This is a genomic window from Caballeronia sp. ATUFL_F1_KS39 (assembly GCF_023630985.1).
In the GTDB taxonomy this organism is placed as follows: Bacteria; Pseudomonadota; Gammaproteobacteria; order Burkholderiales; family Burkholderiaceae; genus Caballeronia; species Caballeronia zhejiangensis.
The window spans coordinates 262,225-280,754 of the sequence record NZ_JALQDZ010000005.1; the positions used below are offsets into that span (position 1 = coordinate 262,225).

An 18,530-nucleotide genomic window follows, 5' to 3' on the forward strand; every position below is an offset into this window, starting at 1 on the left:
GAGAAGCGGCTTTTTCTTTACGCCAACGTTTTCGGATTGCCGCTGACGTCGGGTTGACGAAACAGCGCGACATGCTCCGGATTCGCGGATGCCTGCAGGCGTCCGTCGGGCAGACGGGCGATCACCATTTCACCCACGCCGGGGCTCGTCACGACGACTTCGTCGCGCAGGGCGAGGAGGGCTTCGAGCCGTCGCCGGCCACTCACGATCTCCAGACCGGTTCCCGTCTCACGAACGATGATCTCAACTGACATGGCGATTCTCCATCAATGCCGTTCAATGCTGCTGATCCTGCTGTCTGGTTTATCGGATCGATGACTTATTTTCTTTAGCCAAAAAGCCGCCAAAAATGAAACGGCACGACCGGAATTGCGTCGTGCCGTTTTTTCTGCTGGAACGTCGCATTTTTGCGACGCAATACGACGCCGCGCGAACGTTCGATCGACGTGCGCGCGAACTGCTCGGTTTGCTCAGAAAGTCTCGTTCGGGCCGAGATAGCGCCACTGGCCGGGGGGCAGCGCGCCGAGCGTCACGTGGCCCATGCGAATGCGCTTCAGACCGACCACTTCCAGTCCGACGAGCTCGCACATGCGGCGGATCTGCCGCTTCTTGCCTTCGCGGAGCACGAAGCGCAGTTGTTCGCCGTTTTGCCAGCTCACCTGCGCGGTCTTGAGCGGCACGCCGTCGAGTTCGAGGCCGTGACGCAGGAGCGCGAGTTTTTCGGCGGGGAAATGCTGATCGACATCGACCGTATGCTCGCCGAAGCGCACGCGCACGAGGTATTCCTTGTCGACTTCCGAGTGGCCGCCGATCAGTTGTTTCGCGATGCGGCCGTCCTGCGTGAGCACGAGAAGTCCCGTCGAGTCGATGTCCAGGCGGCCCGCCGGCGCGAGCGTGCGCAGATGACTCGGCGCGAAGCGCACACCCGAGTGGTCCTCGTTCCAGTGATTGGCCGGGTTGATGAGCGTGACCGCGGGCTCGTAGCCGTCTTCCGCCTGACCCGAGACGTAGCCGACCGGCTTGTGCAGCAGGATCGTGACGAGGCGCGCCTGCGCGGAATGCGCCGCGGGCAGGATTTCGATGTTCTGCGTCGGACGGATGCGCGTGCCGAGCGTGTCGATGACTTCGCCGTCGACGAGCACCCAGCCTTTCTCGATCCATTCGTCGGCTTCACGGCGCGAGCAGAGGCCGAGCTCCGACATCACTTTCGACAGGCGCACGAGGCCGTCGTGGTGATCGCGATGCTTCGGCGCGGACTCCGCGACGGGCGCGGCGGGCTTCGTCGCAGGTTTCGCCGCTGGCTTGCGCGTATCGCCGCGATCGTCGCGTCTGGCGTACGGACGGTCGTTCTCATCGCGGCGTGCGGGACGCGCTCCGGGCGCGCGATCGTCGCGTGACTTGCGCGGATCGCGTTCGTTGAAAGCGGGACGCGAATCGTCGCCGCGCGGTTTGAAGGGACGACGTTCATCGGCGCCCGATGCGCGTTCGCCACGCGGCGGCCTGTCGTCGAACGACTTGCGCGGACCGCGTTCACCGAAAGCGGGGCGCGAATCGTCACCACGCGGTTTGAACGGGCGACGTTCATCGCTACCCGATGTGCGTTCGCCACGCGGCGGCCTGTCGTCGAACGACTTGCGCGGACCACGCTCGCCAAACGCCGGACGCGAATCATCGCCACGCGGTTTGAACGGACGACGTTCATCGCCGCCCGACGCGCGTTCGCCACGCGGCGGCCTGTCGTCGAACGACTTGCGCGGACCACGTTCACCGAAGGCGGGACGCGAATCGTCACCACGCGGTTTGAACGGACGACGTTCATCGCCACCCGACGGACGCTCGCCACGCGCAGGCGGACGACCCTCGAACGACTTGCGCGGACCACGTTCACCGAACGCGGGACGCGAATCATCGCCGCGGGGTTTGAACGGACGACGTTCATCGCCACCCGACGGACGCTCGCCACGCGCAGGCGGACGACCTTCGAACGACTTGCGCGGACCGCGTTCACCGAACGCCGGACGCGAATCGTCACCACGCGGCTTGAAAGCACGCGGCTCACGCGGCGCATCGCTGCGCTTGTCGGCCGGCTGGCCCGAGCGCTTCGGATGCGCCTCGTCCGGCGACGGTGCGCGAACGGGCTTGCGCCCGGTGGTCGTGCCGGCTCGAACCGGCGAACGCGTTGCCGAGGTCGGACGCGGATGTTTGGCTGTCAGTTTGACGCGCATAAAGTCTCAGGCTGCGATCGCGCGCAGCAGTTCGGTTTCCACCTGGATCTGGGTGCGGTTGTTCGACAGGCTCTTGCCGTCGAGCAGAAACACGTCTTCGACGCGTTCGCCGAGCGTGTTGATCCGTGCCGCCTGCACGCCGATCCGGTGTTGCGCCAGAACGCGCGCGATCGAATAAAGAAGGCCCTGCCGGTCGTTCGCCGACACGGACAGGATGTAGTACTGGCCGCGATCGTCGGGACGCAAGTCCACGCGCGGCGTGATCGGAAACGTACGCACGAGCCGCGACACGCGGCCCTTCGACGGTTCCGGGAGAATACGCTCGTCCGTGAGCAGCGCGGCCAGTTGCTGCTCGACGAGATTGGCGATGTCGCGATAACTTCCGTCGTGGTCCGGATGGGCCACGAGGAAGTTGTCGAGCGCATAGCCGTGGCGGGTCGTCGTCACGCGCGCATCGAGCACGGAAAGCCCGTTCTTGTCGAAATACGCGCAGATGCCGGCGAAAAGATCCGGCCGATCCTTCAGATAGACGAGCACCTGCAGCGCGGCGCCGATGGGCGAGGGCCGCGCCCGCACGATCGGCTCCTCGCTCGCGACGTGCCGATAGAGCACGCGCGTCTGCCACGCGATGTCGGCCGGATCGTGACGCAGGAAATAGCCGACGTCGAGCTGATCCCAAAGCCGCTTCTGCGCGCCTTCGGGAACCGTTTCGAGCCGCAGCAGCGCGAGCGCCGCTTCCTGCCGCGATTTGAGTTCCGAATGCGCGTCGGTCTGCGCGCCGCCGAGCACGGCTTGCGTCGCGCGGAAGAGATCTTCCAGCAGCTTGCCCTTCCAGTTGTTCCAGACTTTCGGACTCGTGCCGCGGATATCGGCGACGGTCAGCAGATACAGCGCCGTGAGCCGGCGTTCCGTCTTCACGACGGAGGCGAACTGCTTGATGACGTCCGGGTCGCTCGTGTCCTGCTTCTGCGCGACCTGACTCATCGTCAGATGCTGCTGCACGAGCCACACGACGAGCTCGGTGTCTTCGTCGCCGATGTCGTGTTCGCGGCAGAAGCGCCGGGCATCGGCCATGCCGAGCGTCGAATGATCGCCGCCGCGGCCTTTCGCGATATCGTGAAAGAGCGCCGCGACGTACAGCACCCACGGGCGCTCGAAATTGCCCATCAGTTGGCTGCAGAACGGATATTCGTGCGCGTGCTCGGCGATCGCGAAGCGCCGCAGATTGCGCAGCACCATCAGGATGTGCTGATCGACCGTGTAGACGTGATAGAGATCGTGCTGCATCTGTCCGACGATGCGCCGGAAGTTCAGCAGATAGCGCCCGAGCACGCTCGTCTGGTTCATCAGGCGAAACGCGTGCGTGATGCCTTCGGGCTGCTTGAGAATCTCCATGAACAGCCGGCGATTTTCCGGGTCGCGCCGCCAGTCGCGGTTCATCAGATCGCGCGCGTTGTAGATCGCCCGCAGCGTCCGCGCCGAAAATCCCTTGATGCCGCGCGTTTGTTCGTACAGCAGAAACGCTTCGAGAATGGCGTGCGGCTCGCGCTCGAAGACATCGTCGCGGGCGATTTCCAGCATGCCTTGCTTCTCGACGAAACGCCCGTTGACGACGCGCGTGATGCCGCTCGTCGACGGAAAAAGCTGCGCTTCGACGTTCTGGATCAGGATGGTCGCGAGCTGCGTGACGGCTTTCGCCGCCCAGTAATAACGGCGCATCAACTGCTCGCTCGCGCGCTTGGCGGCGGTCGCCTTGAAGCCGAAGCTTTCCGCGAGCGGCGTCTGCAAGTCGAAGACGAGAATGTCCTGACGGCGCTTCGCGATGACGTGCAACCGCGCGCGCAGCGCCTTCAGGAAGCCTTCGTTGCGGCGCAGTTCGCGCGCTTCGCGTTCGGTGATGAGCCCGCGCGTGTCGAGTTCGCGCCAGCTGCTGCCGAAACCCGCTCCGCGCGCAATCCAGAGAATCAGTTGCAGATCGCGCAGGCCGCCGGGACTTTCCTTGATGTTCGGCTCGAGGCTGTAGGGCGTGTCCTGAAACTTCGCGTGCCGCTGGCGCATTTCCAGCACCTTCGCCTGGAAGAACGCGCGCGGATCGAGCGTCTCGTGGTAGCGCGCCGAGAAGCGCTGAAAAAGTTGCGTATCGCCGCAGATGCGCCGCGCTTCGAGCAACGACGTCTGCACGGTGATGTCGTTGCCCGCCTCGGCGATGCATTGCTCCACCGAGCGCACGCTGCTGCCGATATCGAGCCCGAGATCCCACGCCATGCCGATGAAGCGCTCGACGCGGCCGTTGAGCTCCGCGTCGCTGCCGTGCGGCGATGCGTCGGGCAGCAGGACGAGAATGTCGACGTCGGAGTAGGGCGCGAGCTCGCCGCGTCCGTAGCCGCCGACCGCAACGAGCGCCGCGCTGTCCGGCATGTCGCAGGCGGACCACGCGCCTTTGAGGGCGTCGTCGGTGGCGCGGGCGAGCGCGCGCATCAGCGGTTCGACGTTCGAGCCGGACTGAAAGCGTTCGATGAGCGCCGCCTTCGCCGACTTGTAGGCGGCGCGCAACGATTCACAGGGCGTGGCGACAGCGGCGGTGACGCTCATGGATCGACCAAAAAGGAGGTGGGGGCGCGCCGGCGGGAAAGCGGGCGCGCGGGGAGACGGAGAATCAGGCCGTTGCCGCGATCAGCTGCGACGGCGCCTGCGTGCCCGCCGAGACGGTCAGCACTTCGTAGCCCGTCGGCGTGACGAGCACCGTGTGCTCCCATTGCGCCGAGAGGCTGCGGTCGCGCGTCTTGACGGTCCACTGATCCGGCATGGTGCGGATTTCGCGGCGGCCGGCGTTGATCATCGGTTCGACGGTGAAGATCATGCCCGCCTGCAGTTCGATGCCCGTGCCCGCGCGGCCGTAATGCAGCACCTGCGGCTCCTCGTGGAACACCTGGCCGATGCCGTGGCCGCAATATTCGCGCACGACGCTGTAGCCTTGCGACTCCGCGTGCTTCTGGATCGCCGCGCCGATATCGCCGAGATGCGCGCCAGGGCGCACCTGATCGATGCCGAGCCACATGCAGTCGAACGTGGTCTGCACGAGACGCTTCGCCAGAATCGAGCCCTCGCCGACGATGAACATGCGGCTCGTGTCGCCGAAATATCCGTTCTTGATGACGGTGATGTCGATATTGAGCGCGTCGCCGTTCTTCAGCACTTTCTCGCCGGGGATGCCGTGACAGATCACGTCGTTCACGGAAATGCACGTGGCCTTCGGGTACGGCGGATAGCCGGGCGGCTGATAATTGAGCGGTGCGGGAACGGTGCCTTGTTCCTTCACCATATATTCGTGGCAAAGGCGATCGAGTTCTTCGGTGGTCACGCCGGGAACGATATGCGGCGTGATGAAATCGAGCACTTCGCTGGCGAGCCGGCAGGCGACGCGCATCTGTGCGATATCGTGTTCGTTTTTCAGCGTAATGGACATGACTTGGCCCGGAATGCGTCAATGCGGCAGTGAGCCGCGAAAGCGGCATTATCGCACCTTAGGAAATGCGCCGCACCCGGATAGTTCGAGGCGGGCGGCCGCGAAACACGAAACGCGCGCGCAATTCGGATCGGTCGTGCTGCTTGAGCCGACCAATCCTCACATGCTATACTCGCAGGCTAAGTCGTAATCCATATTGTCGTCACGATTTCATAAGACAATCGTGTCTGCAGGTGTGAAACGCGACTTAGTGTTAGTTGTTCCAGTCTGTTCAAGTCGATACGCAAGCCGGCGCACCCAGGGTGTCCGGCGTCCGGAAAGCAAAGATAACCGGGCGCGGGATGCGGCAGCCGGCTTAAGACCCAACCCTCGCGGAGAATTTTCATGGCAGTCACGATGCGTCAAATGCTGGAAGCCGGTGTCCACTTCGGTCACCAAACCCGCTTCTGGAATCCGAAGATGGCCCCGTACATCTTCGGTCATCGCAACAAGATTCACATCATCAACCTCGAAAAGACCCTGCCGCTCTACAACGACGCGCTGAAGTACGTGCGCCAGTTGGCAGCCAATCGCGGCACGATCCTTTTCGTCGGCACGAAGCGTCAGTCGCGCGACACGATCGCGCAGGAAGCGGCGCGCGCCGGCATGCCTTTCGTCAACGCCCGCTGGCTCGGCGGCATGATGACCAACTTCAAGACGCTGAAGGTTTCGATCAAGCGCCTGAAGGACATGGAAGCAGCGCTGGAATCGGGTGAAACCGAGCGGATGAGCAAGAAGGAAGCGCTTCTGTTCGAGCGCGAAATGGTCAAGCTGCAAAAGTCGATCGGCGGCGTCAAGGACATGGGCGGCATTCCGGACGCGATGTTCGTCATCGACGTCGGCTACCACAAGATTGCTGTCACCGAAGCGAAGAAGCTCGGCATTCCGGTCATCGCCGTGGTCGACACGAACCACTCGCCGGAAGGCATCGACTACGTGATCCCGGGTAACGACGACGCATCCAAGGCCGTCGCGCTGTACGCTCAGGGCGTCGCTGACGCGATCCTCGAAGGCCGCGCGAACGCGGTGAACGACGTTGTGCAAGCTGTCCGTAACGGCGAAGGCGACGAGTTCGTCGAGGTCAACGCAGAGGCGTAATCGAGCCCTGTGGCCGACAAAAAAGGGGGCTTTGCGAAAGGCCCCTTTTTTTTAGTCGGCGCGATAGAAATGCCAATTTTCCTGCCGTGGGCGGGCTGTAAAGCCGGCGGCACGTATCAAACAGACTCAAGGAGCGAATGATGGCGGCAATTACCGCAAGCATGGTGGCAGAACTGCGCGCGAAGACCGATGCGCCGATGATGGAATGCAAGAAGGCGCTGACGGAAGCCGACGGCGACATGGCGCGCGCGGAAGAGTTGCTGCGCGTGAAGCTCGGCAACAAGGCGAGCAAGGCGGCATCGCGCGTGACGGCTGAAGGCATCGTGACGGCGCACGTCGAAGGCGGCGTGGGCGCGCTCGTCGAGCTGAACTGCGAAACCGACTTTGTCGCGAAGAACGACGACTTCCTGGCTTTCGGCAAGACGATTGCTGAACTGGTCGCGAAGAACAACCCGGCCGACGTGGCCGCGCTGTCGGCGCTGCCGCTCGAAAGCTCGACGGTCGACGCAGTGCGTCTGGCGCTCGTCGGCAAGATCGGCGAGAACCTGTCGATCCGCCGCTTCGTGCGCTTCGACTCCGCGAACAAGGTTGCGTCGTACCTGCACGGCACGCGCATCGGCGTTCTGGTCGAATTCACGGGCGCTGACGAGCAAGTCGGCAAGGACGTCGCGATGCACGTCGCCGCGATGAAGCCGGTTTCGCTGTCGTCGGACGAAGTGCCGGCCGATCTGATCGCCAAGGAGCGCAGCATCGCCGAGCAGAAGGCTGCCGAGTCGGGCAAGCCGGCCGAGATCGTCGCGAAGATGGTCGACGGCTCGATCCAGAAGTACCTGAAGGAAGTGTCGCTGCTGAACCAGCCGTTCGTGAAGAACGACAAGCAGACGATCGAGCAGTACCTGAAGGCGGCCGGCGCATCGGTGCAGAAGTTCGCGCTGTTCGTGGTTGGCGAGGGCATCGAGAAGCGTCAGGACGACTTCGCGGCCGAAGTGGCGGCGCAAGTCGCGGCGGCCAAGCAGTCCTAAGGCACGCTAAGGCTCGTTTAAGACGCGTGTGCTGTCATGGCGCGGCCGCGCGTCGGGCCCGCAGTACCGCGGCGGATCGTCCCGCCGCAAGAATTCAGCGATCCGGTTCGCACGAAGAGCGGGCGCGGCAGACCAGGGAAAACCCTGATCTGCCGCGCCCGCCGCCCGATCCGGCCCGCTTGCGGTAAGTAATGTTTCACCCCTACAGTTCTACGTTGTTGCAACCCTCCTCGGCGCGATCGGAACCTCATATGCCCACAGCCTACAAACGCGTACTCCTCAAGCTCTCCGGCGAAGCCCTGATGGGCGACGATGCTTTCGGCATCAATCGCGCAACAATCGAAAGGATGGTGGCGGATGTCGCGGAGGTGGTGCGGATCGGGACGCAACTGGCCGTCGTGATCGGCGGCGGCAACATCTTCCGCGGTGTCGCGGGCGGCGCGGCCGGCATGGACCGGGCGACGGCCGACTACATGGGGATGCTCGCCACGATGATGAACGCGCTCGCGCTGCAAGACGCGATGCGCCACGCGGGCATCGAAGCGCGCGTGCAATCCGCGTTGCGCATGGATCAGGTGGTCGAGCCGTACATCCGCCCCCGCGCGATCCGTCAACTGGAAGAGGGTAAGGTCGTGATCTTCGCGGCCGGCACGGGCAACCCGTTCTTCACGACGGATACGGCCGCCGCGCTGCGCGGCTCGGAAATCGGCGCCGAAGTGGTGTTGAAGGCGACGAAGGTCGATGGCGTATACTCCGCCGACCCGAAGAAGGACCCGCATGCGACGCGTTACAGCACGATCAGCTTCGACGAGGCGATCGGCAAGAATCTTCAGGTGATGGACGCCACCGCGTTCGCACTGTGCCGCGACCAGAAGCTGCCGATTCGCGTGTTCTCGATCACGAAGCCGGGCGCATTGAAGCGCATCGTGCAGGGCGACGACGAAGGGACGCTCGTCCACGTGTAAACTCTCGCGGTATCAGGCGCCGCGCAGCGGGGCGGCAAGCCTCGCGCGACAGAGCGCCGCTATCGCCGGTAAAACTTAGGTTTGGAGGTTCAAAATGAGTGTGGCTGACATCAAGAAGAGCGTCGACCAGAAGATGCAGCGGTCGATCGAAGCGTTCAAGGCCGATCTCGCCAAGATCCGTACGGGCCGCGCCCACACCGGGCTGCTCGACCACATCCAGGTCGACTACTACGGTTCGAACGTGCCCATCTCGCAAGTCGCGAACATGACGCTCGTCGATGCCCGTACGATCGGCGTGCAGCCGTGGGAAAAGAAGATGGTCGCGGTGATCGAGAAGGCGATCCGCGAATCGGATCTCGGCCTGAACCCTGCCACGCAGGGCGACCTGATCCGCGTGCCGATGCCCGCGCTGACCGAAGAGCGCCGTCGCGAACTCACGAAGGTCGTGAAGAGCGAAGGCGAGACCGCCAAGGTCGCCGTGCGCAATCTGCGCCGCGATGCGAACGATCAACTGAAGAAACTCGTGAAGGACAAGGAGATTTCGGAAGACGACGAGCGCCGTGCGAGCGACGAAGTGCAGAAGTTCACCGACAAGTTCGTCGCCGAAATCGACAAGCTCGTTCAGACCAAAGAATCCGAAATCATGACGGTGTGAGGCCGTAGAGACGGTCCTGCCAAGCCCGGACGTGCAAGCTCCGGGCTGGCTCTCACTTCTTCAGATTCCCAGATTCAGCGGCCATGACCTATACCAGCTCCACCGTTGCCGTGCCCGATGTCGCGGCTGTCCCGCGTCACGTCGCGATCATCATGGACGGCAATGGCCGATGGGCGACCGAGCGGCGTCTGCCGCGCGTCGCCGGTCATACGCGCGGCGTCGATGCGGTCCGCGCGACCGTCGAAAGCTGCGCGCGGCGCGGCGTCGAATTCGTCACGCTCTTCGCGTTCAGTTCCGAGAACTGGCGCCGTCCGACCGACGAAGTGTCCTTCCTGATGCGCCTGTTCGTGACCGCGCTCGAACGCGAGATCGGCAAGCTGCATGCGAACGGCATTCGTCTGCGCGTCGTCGGCGACATTTCCATGTTCGACGACCGCATCCGCGCGCTCATCCAACGCGCCGAAACCAAGACAGCCCGCAATACGCGACTCACGCTGACCATCGCTGCCAATTACGGCGGGCGCTGGGACATCATGCAGGCGACGAAGAAGCTCATCGCGGAGTCTCTCGAGTCGGGCGTGCCCGCGCGCGTGGACGACGAATCGTTCGCCGAACATCTCGCGATGGCCTACGCGCCGGAGCCGGATCTGTTCATCCGCACGGGCGGCGAGCAGCGCATCAGCAACTTCCTGCTGTGGCAGCTCGCTTACACCGAGTTCTACTTCACCGACACCTACTGGCCCGACTTCGACGCCGACGCCCTGGACCGCGCGATCGCGTCCTACGGCGACCGCGAACGCCGCTTCGGGCGCACCAGCGCGCAACTCGCTTCCCAATCGCAGAAGGCCGACACCCTTTCATGCTAAGAACCCGTGTCATCACGGCAATCGTCCTGCTCGCCGTACTCGTGCCGATCACGCTGTTTGCGCCGATCGGCGCATTCGGAGCGTTGATCGGGTTCGTCGTCGTGTTCGCGGCCTGGGAATGGGGACGGCTCCTCAAGCTGAACGGGGCGGGGCCGGTCGCTTACGCGCTCGTCGCGGGCATCGCGCTCGTTCTGAGCACGTTCCTCGGGATCAAAGCCACGCCGCTCTACCAGATGGCCGGTATTTTCTGGGTGCTGGCGGGGCCTTACGCATTGCTTCGCAAGCCCGCGCTGGCCGCGCACGCCTGGCGCGCGTTCCTGCTTTTCGCCGGAATCGTCGTGTTTCTGGCCTGCTGGCACGCGGTCGTCGACGCGCGCACGCGAGGCGTATCCTTCGTGCTATCGCTTCTGCTAGTAGTCTGGCTGGCTGATATAGGCGCATACTTCGCCGGAAAAGCGCTCGGCCGCCATAAGCTCGCCCCGTCGATCAGCCCGGGCAAGACCTGGGAGGGCGCCATCGGCGGGTGGCTCGCCGTTATCGTCATCGGCGCGCTCGCCGCCGCCACCGGCTTTTATGCGCCCACCGTATTCACCGCCTTCGTCGGACAGCTCGGCTGGGATCGCGCGTTCGTCGCGCTTTCCGTGCTGGTCGCGTTCAGCGTGGTCGGCGATCTGTTCGAGTCGCTGCTCAAGCGCCAGGCGGGTGTCAAGGACTCGAGCGGCCTTCTGCCGGGTCACGGCGGCGTCCTCGACCGCATCGACGCATTGTTGCCTGTATTGCCGATCGCATTGCTCATGCTTGGCTGATCGGCTAGAGAAGAATTTATGCAAACACGTCTCACACTGCTCGGCTCCACGGGCTCGATCGGCGATAGCACGCTCGACGTCGTGGCGCGGCATGCGGACCGTTTCTCGGTCTACGCGCTCACCGCTCACCGCAACGGCGACAAACTCGTCGCGCAATGTCTGAAGTTTCAGCCCGAAGTGGCGGTCGTCGGCGACGCCGAAACCGCCGTACGCGTCGCGGCTGCGTTGCGCGCGCAGGGTTGCAAGACCGAAGTGACGCACGGGCCCGAGGCGCTCGTCGAAGTCGCGCGCGCGGCGCAGTGCGATACGGTCGTCGCGGCCATCGTCGGCGCGGCGGGCCTGGCGCCCACGCTCGCCGCCGCACGCGCCGGCAAGCGCATCCTTCTCGCGAACAAGGAAGCGCTCGTGATGTCCGGCCAGATTTTCATGGATGCGGTGCGCGACAACGGCGCGATCCTGCTGCCGGTCGACAGCGAGCACAACGCGGTGTTCCAGTGCCTGCCGCCTTGCGCAGACAAGGAAGCGAAGCTGCACGGCGGCGTCTCGAAGATCATCCTGACGGCGTCCGGCGGTCCTTTCCGCACGCGCGATCCCGCGACGCTCGTGAACGTCACGCCCGAAGAGGCCGTGAAGCATCCGAACTGGGCGATGGGCCGCAAGATCTCGGTCGATTCCGCGACGATGATGAACAAGGGCCTCGAAGTCATCGAGGCGCACTGGCTCTTCAATCTGCCCGGCTCGCGCATCGAGGTGCTGATCCATCCGCAGAGCGTGATTCATTCGATGGTGTCCTATGCCGACGGCTCGGTGCTCGCGCAACTCGGCAATCCGGACATGCGTACGCCGATCGCGCATGCACTGGCGTATCCTGAGCGTGTCGATTCGGGCGTCGCGCCGCTCGATCTCGCGCAGATCGCGACGCTCACATTCGAAAAACCCGACTTCGCGCGCTTCCCGTGTCTCGCGCTGGCGATTGCCGCGCTGGAAGCAGGCGGCATCGCGAGCGCGGCGTTGAACGCGGCCAATGAAATCGCCGTCGAGGCGTTCCTCGATCGCCGCATCGGCTTCATGGCGATCGGCGACGTGGTGGATCGCGTGCTGAACGCGCTGCCGAATACGAGCGCCGCGACCTTGGCCGACGTTCTCGCCGCGGATGCCGACGCGCGCCGTCTGGCGTCCCGTTTCGTCGCAGAGCTCACCGCGAGCGCGCCGGGCGCCGAACCCATCGCCCATTGAGGCCGTCATGAACTTTCTGACCGAAATCGTCGCCTTCGTTGTCGCGATAGGCGTGCTCGTCGTCGTCCACGAATTCGGTCACTACAGCGTCGCGCGACTGTGCGGCGTGAAAGTGCTGCGGTTCTCGGTCGGCTTCGGCAAGCCGCTCGTGCGATGGGTCAGCAAGAAGACGGGCGTCGAATGGACGATCGCCGCGCTGCCGCTCGGCGGCTACGTGAAGATGCTCGACGAACGCGAGGTCGATCCCGAGAGCGGCACGACCATTCCCGCTGAAGACCTGCCGCGCGCGTTCAACCGTCAGAACGTGGGCAAGCGCATCGCGATCGTCGCGGCGGGGCCGATCGCCAATTTCCTGCTCGCAATCGTGCTGTTTTCCGCCGTGTTCGCGGGCGGCGTGACCGAGCCGGCGGCGATCGTTTCGCAGCCCGCTTCCGATACGGCGGCGGCGCAAGCGGGCTTCGAAGGCGGCGAAACGATTCTCTCGATGCGTGACGCGGAAGGCGGCGAGACGCATCCGATCCGCTCATGGTCCGACCTGCGCTGGAAGATGCTCGACGCATCGTTCGATCATCGGCGCGTCGTGCTGACGGCGAAGACGCACGACGGCACCTTCGACTTTCCGGTGACGGTCACGGGCATCGCCGATTCCGAAGCCGATCAGGATTTCATGGACAAACTCGGCTTCACGCCGGGCGGCGGCACGCTGACGGTCGCGGGCGTCGAGGCGGGCAGCGCGGCGCAGAAGAGCGGGCTGAAGGCGGGCGACATGCTGCGCGCGATCGACGGCCGCAGCGTCGACAACGCGACGAGCTTCATCGACTACGTGAAGGCGCACGGCGGCAAGCCGGTGACGCTCGTGGTCGAGCGCAACGGCCAGCGCGATTCCGTGCAGATCGTGCCGGACGTGAAGCGCGATGCGTCGACGGGCAAGGACATCGGGCGTATCGGCGCCGCGCTCGCGAATCAACTGCCGACGGTGGATGTGCGCTACGGGCCGCTCGAAAGTCTGCGCCTCGGCGTGAACCGCACATGGGATATCAGCGTGTACTCGCTGCGCATGTTCGGGCGGATGATCACCGGCGAGGCGTCGCTCAAGAATCTGTCAGGGCCGGTCACGATTGCCGACTACGCGGGCAAGAGCGCAAGGCTCGGCGCGACGGCCTTCATTTCGTTTCTGGCACTCGTGAGCATCAGCCTCGGAGTGTTGAACTTGTTACCGATTCCGGTATTGGACGGTGGGCATCTGTTATATTATTTGGTTGAGGCTGTTACCGGCAAGGCAGTATCCGATCGCTGGCAGCTTGTTCTGCAAAGGGCGGGCCTGGTCTGCATCGTCGCTCTGTCGATGATCGCGCTGTTCAATGACCTCGCGCGTCTGATTCGTTTTTGATCCACTTTGACAATTTCTGGCGGCGTCTTTCGAGCGACCGCCGGAACGAATGCAGCTTTAAATACTGGGGAAGCACGTTGTTCAAACCTCATCGCTTTGTTCCTAAGACGGCTGTGGCCGCGGCGCTCGCCGCAACGGGCATGGCGGCGCACGCCACCACGCCGTTCGTCGTGCAGGATATTCGGATCGACGGTCTCCAACGCATCGAGCCTGGCTCCGTGTTCGCTTATCTGCCGATCAAGCAAGGCGACACCTTCACCGACGACAAGGCCTCCGAAGCGATTCGCGCACTCTACGCAACGGGTTTCTTCAACGACGTTCAGATTGCCACCGAAGGCAACGTGGTGATCGTTCAGGTGCAGGAACGCCCGGCGATTTCGGCCATCGATTTCGCGGGCCTGCACGAGTTCGACAAGGACAACCTCACGAAGGCGCTGCGTTCCGTCGGCCTGTCGCAAGGCCGCTCGTACGACAAGGCGCTCGTCGACAAGGCGGAGCAGGAGCTCAAGCGCCAATACCTGACGCGCGGCTACTACGCCGCGGAAGTCACGACCACCGTGACGCCGGTCGACCGCAATCGCGTGCAGATCCTGTTCTCCGTCGCGGAAGGTCCGAGCGCGAAGATTCGCCAGATCAACTTCGTCGGCAACAAGGCGTTCAGTTCCAGTACGCTGCTCGGCGAAATGCAGCTTTCCACGCCGAACTGGTTCTCGTGGTACACGAAGAGCGATCTCTACGCGAAGGAAAAGCTCACGGGCGACCTCGAGAACGTGCGCTCGTACTATCTGAACCGCGGCTACCTCGAGTTCGCGATCGACTCCACGCAGGTGTCGATCTCGCCGGACAAGAAGGACATGTATCTGACGATCGCCGTGCACGAAGGCGAGCCGTACAAGATCAGCAGCATCACGCTTTCGGGCAATCTGCTCGACCGTCAGGCCGAGCTCAACAAGCTCATCAAGATCAAACCGGGCGAGCGCTTCTCGGCCGAAAAGCTGCAGTCGACGACCAAGGCGATCGTCGACAAGCTCGGCGAATACGGCTACGCGTTCGCGCAGGTCAACGCGCAGCCGCAGATCGATCAGGCGAACCACACCGTGGCGCTCACGCTGCAAGTCGATCCGAGCCGTCGGGTGTATGTGCGGCGCGTGAACATCGTCGGCAATACGCGCACGCGAGACGAAGTGGTGCGCCGCGAAATGCGCCAGCTCGAAAGCTCGTGGTTCGATTCGAGCCGCCTGGCGCTGTCGAAGGACCGTATCAACCGTCTCGGCTACTTCACCGACGTGGACGTCACTACGACGCCCGTGGAAGGCACGAACGACCAGGTCGACGTCGACGTGAAGGTGGCCGAAAAGCCGACCGGCGCGATCACGCTGGGCGCGGGCTTCTCGTCGACGGACAAGGTGGTGCTCTCGGCGGGCGTGTCGCAGGACAACGTGTTCGGCTCGGGCACGAGTCTCGCGGTCAACGTGAACACCGCGAAAACCTATCGCACGCTGACCGTGACGCAGGTCGATCCGTACTTCACGATCGACGGCATCAAGCGCATCACCGACGCTTACTACCGTACGTATCAGCCGCTGTATTACTCGACGGATTCGAGCTTCAAGATCATCACGATGGGCGCGGACACGAAGTTCGGCATCCCGTTCTCGGAGCAGGACACGGTGTTCTTCGGCGTCGGAGCCGAACAGAACACGATGGACGTGGACAGCAACACGCCGCAGTCCTACAAGAACTACGTGAACGAGTTCGGCCGTGTCGTGAACAACTACCCGCTGACCGCGGGCTGGTCGCGAGACAATCGCGACAGCGCGCTCGTCCCGAGCCGCGGCTACTACATCCAGTCGAACGCAGAATACGGCACGCCGCTCGGCAACACGACGTACGCGAAGTTCGACGCGCAGTTCCAGTATTACTACTCGTTCGCGCGCGGTTTCGTGCTCGGCTTCAATCTGCAGGGCGGCTACGGCAAGGGCCTGCAAGGGCAGACGTACCCGATCTTCAAGAACTACTACGCGGGTGGTATCGGTTCGGTGCGCGGTTACTCGCCGAGCTCGCTGGGTCCGCGCGACGCGAAAACCAATGACCCGATCGGCGGCTCGCGCATGGCGGTCGGCAATATCGAGCTGACGTTCCCGCTGCCGGGAACGGGCTACGATCGTACGCTGCGCGTGTTCACCTTCCTCGATGCCGGTAACGTCTGGGGCGATCCGGGTCAAGGCGGTACGAGCGGCGGTGCAAACGGCTTGCGCTACGGTTACGGTCTGGGTCTCGCGTGGATCTCGCCGATCGGCCCGCTCAAGCTGAGCCTCGGCTTCCCGCTGCAGAAGCATGAGGGCGACCAGTATCAGAAGTTCCAGTTCCAGATCGGTACGGCGTTCTAAGCAGCCCGCCGATGAACGCGAACTTCATTTTTTTCGACGTAACGTGAGGAACACTTTGGGAACCGGTAAGCATTCGAAACATAGGGCGCTGGCGCTTGCGTTGTCGATGGTTCTCGGCCTGGGCACGGCGATGTCCGCCAGTGCTCAGGAAGCGCGCATCGCGGCGGTCAATTCGGACCGCATCTTGCGCGAATCGTCCGCGGCGAAGGCCGCCCAGTCGAAGCTCGAGCAGGAATTCTCCAAGCGCGACAAGGCGCTGCAGGACATGGCGCAGCGCCTGAAGGCGATGTCGGACAACATCGACAAGAACGGTGCCTCGATGTCGCCGACCGACCGCGCGGCCCGTCAGCGCGATCTGGCGCAGCTCGACGCGGACTTCCAGCGCAAGCAGCGCGAGTTCCGCGAGGACCTGAACCAGCGCCGTAACGAGGAACTCGCGGCGGTGCTGGACCGCGCGAACAAGGTGATCAAGCAGATCGCCGAGCAGCAGCACTACGACCTGATCGTGCAGGAAGCGGTGTACGTGAGCCCGCGCATCGACATTACGGATCAGGTGCTGAAGGCGCTGGCGGCGGGCGCGACCGGCACGGGTTCGCTCACGAACCCGAACTGACGAGGACTGAGACGAGATGGCATCAGGCATGACGGTCACCCTCGGCGAGCTGGTGAAACGCTTCGGCGGCGAGGTGGTCGGCGACGGCGCGCACGCGGTCGGCAGTCTCGCGCCGCTCGACAAGGCGGGCCCCGCGCAGCTCGCGTTTCTCGCGAATCAGAAGTATCTGCCGCAAGTCGAGACGACGCGCGCCGGCGCCGTGCTGATTTCCCCGGCCGACCTCGACAAGGTGACGAATCGCGCGGGCAGTAATTTCATCGTCACGCCGAATCCTTACGCTTATTTCGCTCGCGTGGCTCAGGCGTTCATCGACTTGGCGACGCCCAAGGCCAAGCCTGGCGTGCAACCGAGCGCCTACATCGATCCGGACGCGAAGGTTGCGGCGAGCGCCGTGATCGGCCCTCACGTGACGGTTGAGGCGGGCGCGGTCGTCGGCGAGCGCGTGAAGCTGGATGCGGGCGTAGTCGTCGGGCGCGGCGTTACGCTAGGCGACGACGTTCATCTGTATCCGAACGTCACCGTTTATCACGGCTGCAAGCTCGGCGCGCGCGTGATCGTGCACGCGGGCGCGGTGATCGGTGCGGACGGTTTCGGCTTCGCTCCGGATTTCGTCGGCGAGGGCGATGCGCGCACCGGAAGCTGGGTGAAGATTCCGCAGGTTGGCGCGGTGGATATCGCCGACGACGTGGAAATCGGCGCCAACACGACGATCGATCGCGGCGCGATGGCGGACACCGTCATCGAGGAATGCGTGAAGATCGATAATCTCGTGCAGATCGGCCACAACTGCCGCATCGGCGCGTACACGGTCATCGCCGGCTGCGCGGGCATCGCGGGCAGCACGAGCATCGGCAAGCATTGCATGATCGGCGGCGCGGTGGGCATCGCGGGGCACGTGACGCTCGCGGACTACGTGATCGTCACCGCGCAATCCGGCGTGTCGAAGTCGCTCCTGAAGCCCGGCATGTACACGAGCGCGTTTCCGGCCGTGCCGCATGCAGACTGGAACAAGAGCGCGGCGATCATGCGCAATCTGGACAAGATGCGCGAGCGCATCAAGGCGCTCGAGACCGCGCTCGCCGATTCAGGCAAGCGCGACGAGACGAGCGGCGGCGCATAAGCGCCGGGCTCGTTCGAACGAAGAACGAACCACAAGCAAGAGCGGGCCGGTTCAAGCCGCCGAAGCGAGCTGGCAATCCCGGGCGGGCGTCCGATACGGCCCGCCATCCAAATTTCCGCGCCCGACGCGCGCGTGAGCAGAACGACCATGAGCACAGAAAAAATCAATCTCGACATCCACAAGATTCTCACGCTGCTGCCGCATCGCTATCCGATCCTGCTCGTGGACCGCGTGCTCGAACTCGAGCCGCACAAGAGCATCAAAGCGATCAAGAACGTGACGATCAACGAGCCGTATTTCCAGGGCCACTTCCCGACGCGCCCGGTGATGCCCGGCGTGCTGATTCTCGAAGCGCTCGCGCAGACGGCCGCGCTTCTGACGTTCGCGGAAGAGCCGCACGATCCGTCCAACACGCTCTATTACTTCGTCGGCATCGACGGCGCGCGCTTCAAGCGCGTGGTGGAGCCGGGCGATCAGCTCGTTCTCAACGTCACGTTCGAGCGGTACATGCGGGGCATCTGGAAGTTCAAGGCGCGCGCCGAAGTGGACGGCGTGACCGCCGCCGAAGCCGAGCTCATGTGTACCGTCAAGAGCACGGACGCCTGAGCGCCTTCGCGTTCACACCGCGTTCAACGTAAC

General features: G+C 63.9%; 16 protein-coding genes. 12 read left to right on the forward strand and 4 right to left on the reverse strand.

Translation table 11 applies throughout. The annotated features are described in order from the left end of the window. Positions 1-17 precede the first annotated feature (17 nt). From NCR93_RS05955 to map, 4 genes are all read right to left on the reverse strand, one after another. Entirely contained in the window at positions 18-254 is a 237-nt protein-coding gene (locus tag NCR93_RS05955) for a hypothetical protein (protein ID WP_008350092.1), read from the reverse strand. Between the two features lie 216 nt (positions 255-470). Further along, positions 471-2,225, reverse strand: a complete 1,755-nt coding sequence (locus NCR93_RS05960) for a pseudouridine synthase (RefSeq protein WP_175979983.1) — start codon at positions 2,223-2,225, stop codon at positions 471-473. 6 nt (positions 2,226-2,231) lie between these two features. Next, complete coding sequence (locus NCR93_RS05965; RefSeq protein WP_175979984.1) at positions 2,232-4,817, reverse strand: [protein-PII] uridylyltransferase; 2,586 nt, start codon at positions 4,815-4,817, stop codon at positions 2,232-2,234. Between the two features lie 64 nt (positions 4,818-4,881). Then, a complete protein-coding gene (map, locus tag NCR93_RS05970; protein WP_175979985.1) occupies positions 4,882-5,691 on the reverse strand; it encodes a type I methionyl aminopeptidase in 810 nt (269 codons plus the stop codon). 384 nt (positions 5,692-6,075) lie between these two features. Here map and rpsB point away from each other — a divergent pair, with 384 nt between their 5' ends. The 12 genes from rpsB (at position 6,076) to fabZ (ending at position 18,497) form a co-directional block, all read left to right on the forward strand. Continuing rightward, positions 6,076-6,828 (forward strand): 30S ribosomal protein S2, encoded by a 753-nt coding sequence (gene rpsB / locus NCR93_RS05975; protein WP_008350088.1) that lies wholly within the window; start codon positions 6,076-6,078, stop codon positions 6,826-6,828. 140 nt (positions 6,829-6,968) lie between these two features. Next, positions 6,969-7,850, forward strand: a complete 882-nt coding sequence (tsf, locus tag NCR93_RS05980) for a translation elongation factor Ts (protein ID WP_008350087.1) — start codon at positions 6,969-6,971, stop codon at positions 7,848-7,850. A gap of 251 nt (positions 7,851-8,101) precedes the next feature. Further along, positions 8,102-8,815 carry a UMP kinase gene (gene pyrH, locus NCR93_RS05985; protein WP_008350086.1) on the forward strand — a complete coding sequence of 238 codons (714 nt, stop codon included), beginning with the start codon at positions 8,102-8,104 and terminating at the stop codon, positions 8,813-8,815. A 94-nt stretch (positions 8,816-8,909) separates the two neighbouring features. Next, positions 8,910-9,470, forward strand: a complete 561-nt coding sequence (gene frr, locus NCR93_RS05990) for a ribosome recycling factor (RefSeq protein WP_008350085.1) — start codon at positions 8,910-8,912, stop codon at positions 9,468-9,470. An 83-nt stretch (positions 9,471-9,553) separates the two neighbouring features. After that, entirely contained in the window at positions 9,554-10,336 is a 783-nt protein-coding gene (gene uppS / locus NCR93_RS05995) for a polyprenyl diphosphate synthase (RefSeq protein WP_034471985.1), read from the forward strand. Beyond that, on the forward strand, positions 10,330-11,142 hold the full coding sequence (locus NCR93_RS06000; protein WP_008350082.1) for a phosphatidate cytidylyltransferase: 813 nt from the start codon (positions 10,330-10,332) through the stop codon (positions 11,140-11,142). The genes uppS and NCR93_RS06000 overlap by 7 nt, the downstream gene beginning before the upstream one ends. 18 nt (positions 11,143-11,160) lie before the next feature. Then, positions 11,161-12,378 (forward strand): 1-deoxy-D-xylulose-5-phosphate reductoisomerase, encoded by a 1,218-nt coding sequence (locus tag NCR93_RS06005; RefSeq protein WP_175979986.1) that lies wholly within the window; start codon positions 11,161-11,163, stop codon positions 12,376-12,378. 7 nt (positions 12,379-12,385) lie between these two features. Continuing rightward, positions 12,386-13,768 carry an RIP metalloprotease RseP gene (rseP, locus tag NCR93_RS06010; protein ID WP_175979987.1) on the forward strand — a complete coding sequence of 461 codons (1,383 nt, stop codon included), beginning with the start codon at positions 12,386-12,388 and terminating at the stop codon, positions 13,766-13,768. Between the two features lie 77 nt (positions 13,769-13,845). Then, the gene (gene bamA, locus NCR93_RS06015; protein ID WP_008350077.1) at positions 13,846-16,158 is read left to right on the forward strand and encodes an outer membrane protein assembly factor BamA; all 2,313 of its coding nucleotides are present in this window, start codon (positions 13,846-13,848) and stop codon (positions 16,156-16,158) included. A 106-nt stretch (positions 16,159-16,264) separates the two neighbouring features. Further along, positions 16,265-16,771 carry an OmpH/Skp family outer membrane protein gene (locus NCR93_RS06020; protein ID WP_008350075.1) on the forward strand — a complete coding sequence of 169 codons (507 nt, stop codon included), beginning with the start codon at positions 16,265-16,267 and terminating at the stop codon, positions 16,769-16,771. A gap of 28 nt (positions 16,772-16,799) precedes the next feature. Continuing rightward, positions 16,800-17,891, forward strand: coding sequence for a UDP-3-O-(3-hydroxymyristoyl)glucosamine N-acyltransferase (gene lpxD, locus NCR93_RS06025; protein ID WP_175979988.1), 1,092 nt, complete (start codon positions 16,800-16,802; stop codon positions 17,889-17,891). A gap of 147 nt (positions 17,892-18,038) precedes the next feature. Continuing rightward, on the forward strand, positions 18,039-18,497 hold the full coding sequence (gene fabZ, locus NCR93_RS06030) for a 3-hydroxyacyl-ACP dehydratase FabZ (RefSeq protein ID WP_008350071.1): 459 nt from the start codon (positions 18,039-18,041) through the stop codon (positions 18,495-18,497). Positions 18,498-18,530 lie beyond the last annotated feature (33 nt).

Coding starts and splice junctions, on each gene's coding strand:
- uppS (WP_034471985.1), top strand. CDS start 9,554: ATGACCTATACCAGCTCCACCGTTGCCGTGCCCGATGTCGCGGCTGTC.
- rpsB (WP_008350088.1), top strand. CDS start 6,076: ATGGCAGTCACGATGCGTCAAATGCTGGAAGCCGGTGTCCACTTCGGT.
- NCR93_RS05965 (WP_175979984.1), bottom strand. CDS start 4,817: ATGAGCGTCACCGCCGCTGTCGCCACGCCCTGTGAATCGTTGCGCGCC.
- NCR93_RS06020 (WP_008350075.1), top strand. CDS start 16,265: ATGGTTCTCGGCCTGGGCACGGCGATGTCCGCCAGTGCTCAGGAAGCG.
- pyrH (WP_008350086.1), top strand. CDS start 8,102: ATGCCCACAGCCTACAAACGCGTACTCCTCAAGCTCTCCGGCGAAGCC.
- NCR93_RS05955 (WP_008350092.1), bottom strand. CDS start 254: ATGTCAGTTGAGATCATCGTTCGTGAGACGGGAACCGGTCTGGAGATC.
- NCR93_RS06005 (WP_175979986.1), top strand. CDS start 11,161: ATGCAAACACGTCTCACACTGCTCGGCTCCACGGGCTCGATCGGCGAT.
- frr (WP_008350085.1), top strand. CDS start 8,910: ATGAGTGTGGCTGACATCAAGAAGAGCGTCGACCAGAAGATGCAGCGG.
- map (WP_175979985.1), bottom strand. CDS start 5,691: ATGTCCATTACGCTGAAAAACGAACACGATATCGCACAGATGCGCGTC.
- NCR93_RS05960 (WP_175979983.1), bottom strand. CDS start 2,225: ATGCGCGTCAAACTGACAGCCAAACATCCGCGTCCGACCTCGGCAACG.
- fabZ (WP_008350071.1), top strand. CDS start 18,039: ATGAGCACAGAAAAAATCAATCTCGACATCCACAAGATTCTCACGCTG.
- NCR93_RS06000 (WP_008350082.1), top strand. CDS start 10,330: ATGCTAAGAACCCGTGTCATCACGGCAATCGTCCTGCTCGCCGTACTC.
- rseP (WP_175979987.1), top strand. CDS start 12,386: ATGAACTTTCTGACCGAAATCGTCGCCTTCGTTGTCGCGATAGGCGTG.
- lpxD (WP_175979988.1), top strand. CDS start 16,800: ATGACGGTCACCCTCGGCGAGCTGGTGAAACGCTTCGGCGGCGAGGTG.
- tsf (WP_008350087.1), top strand. CDS start 6,969: ATGGCGGCAATTACCGCAAGCATGGTGGCAGAACTGCGCGCGAAGACC.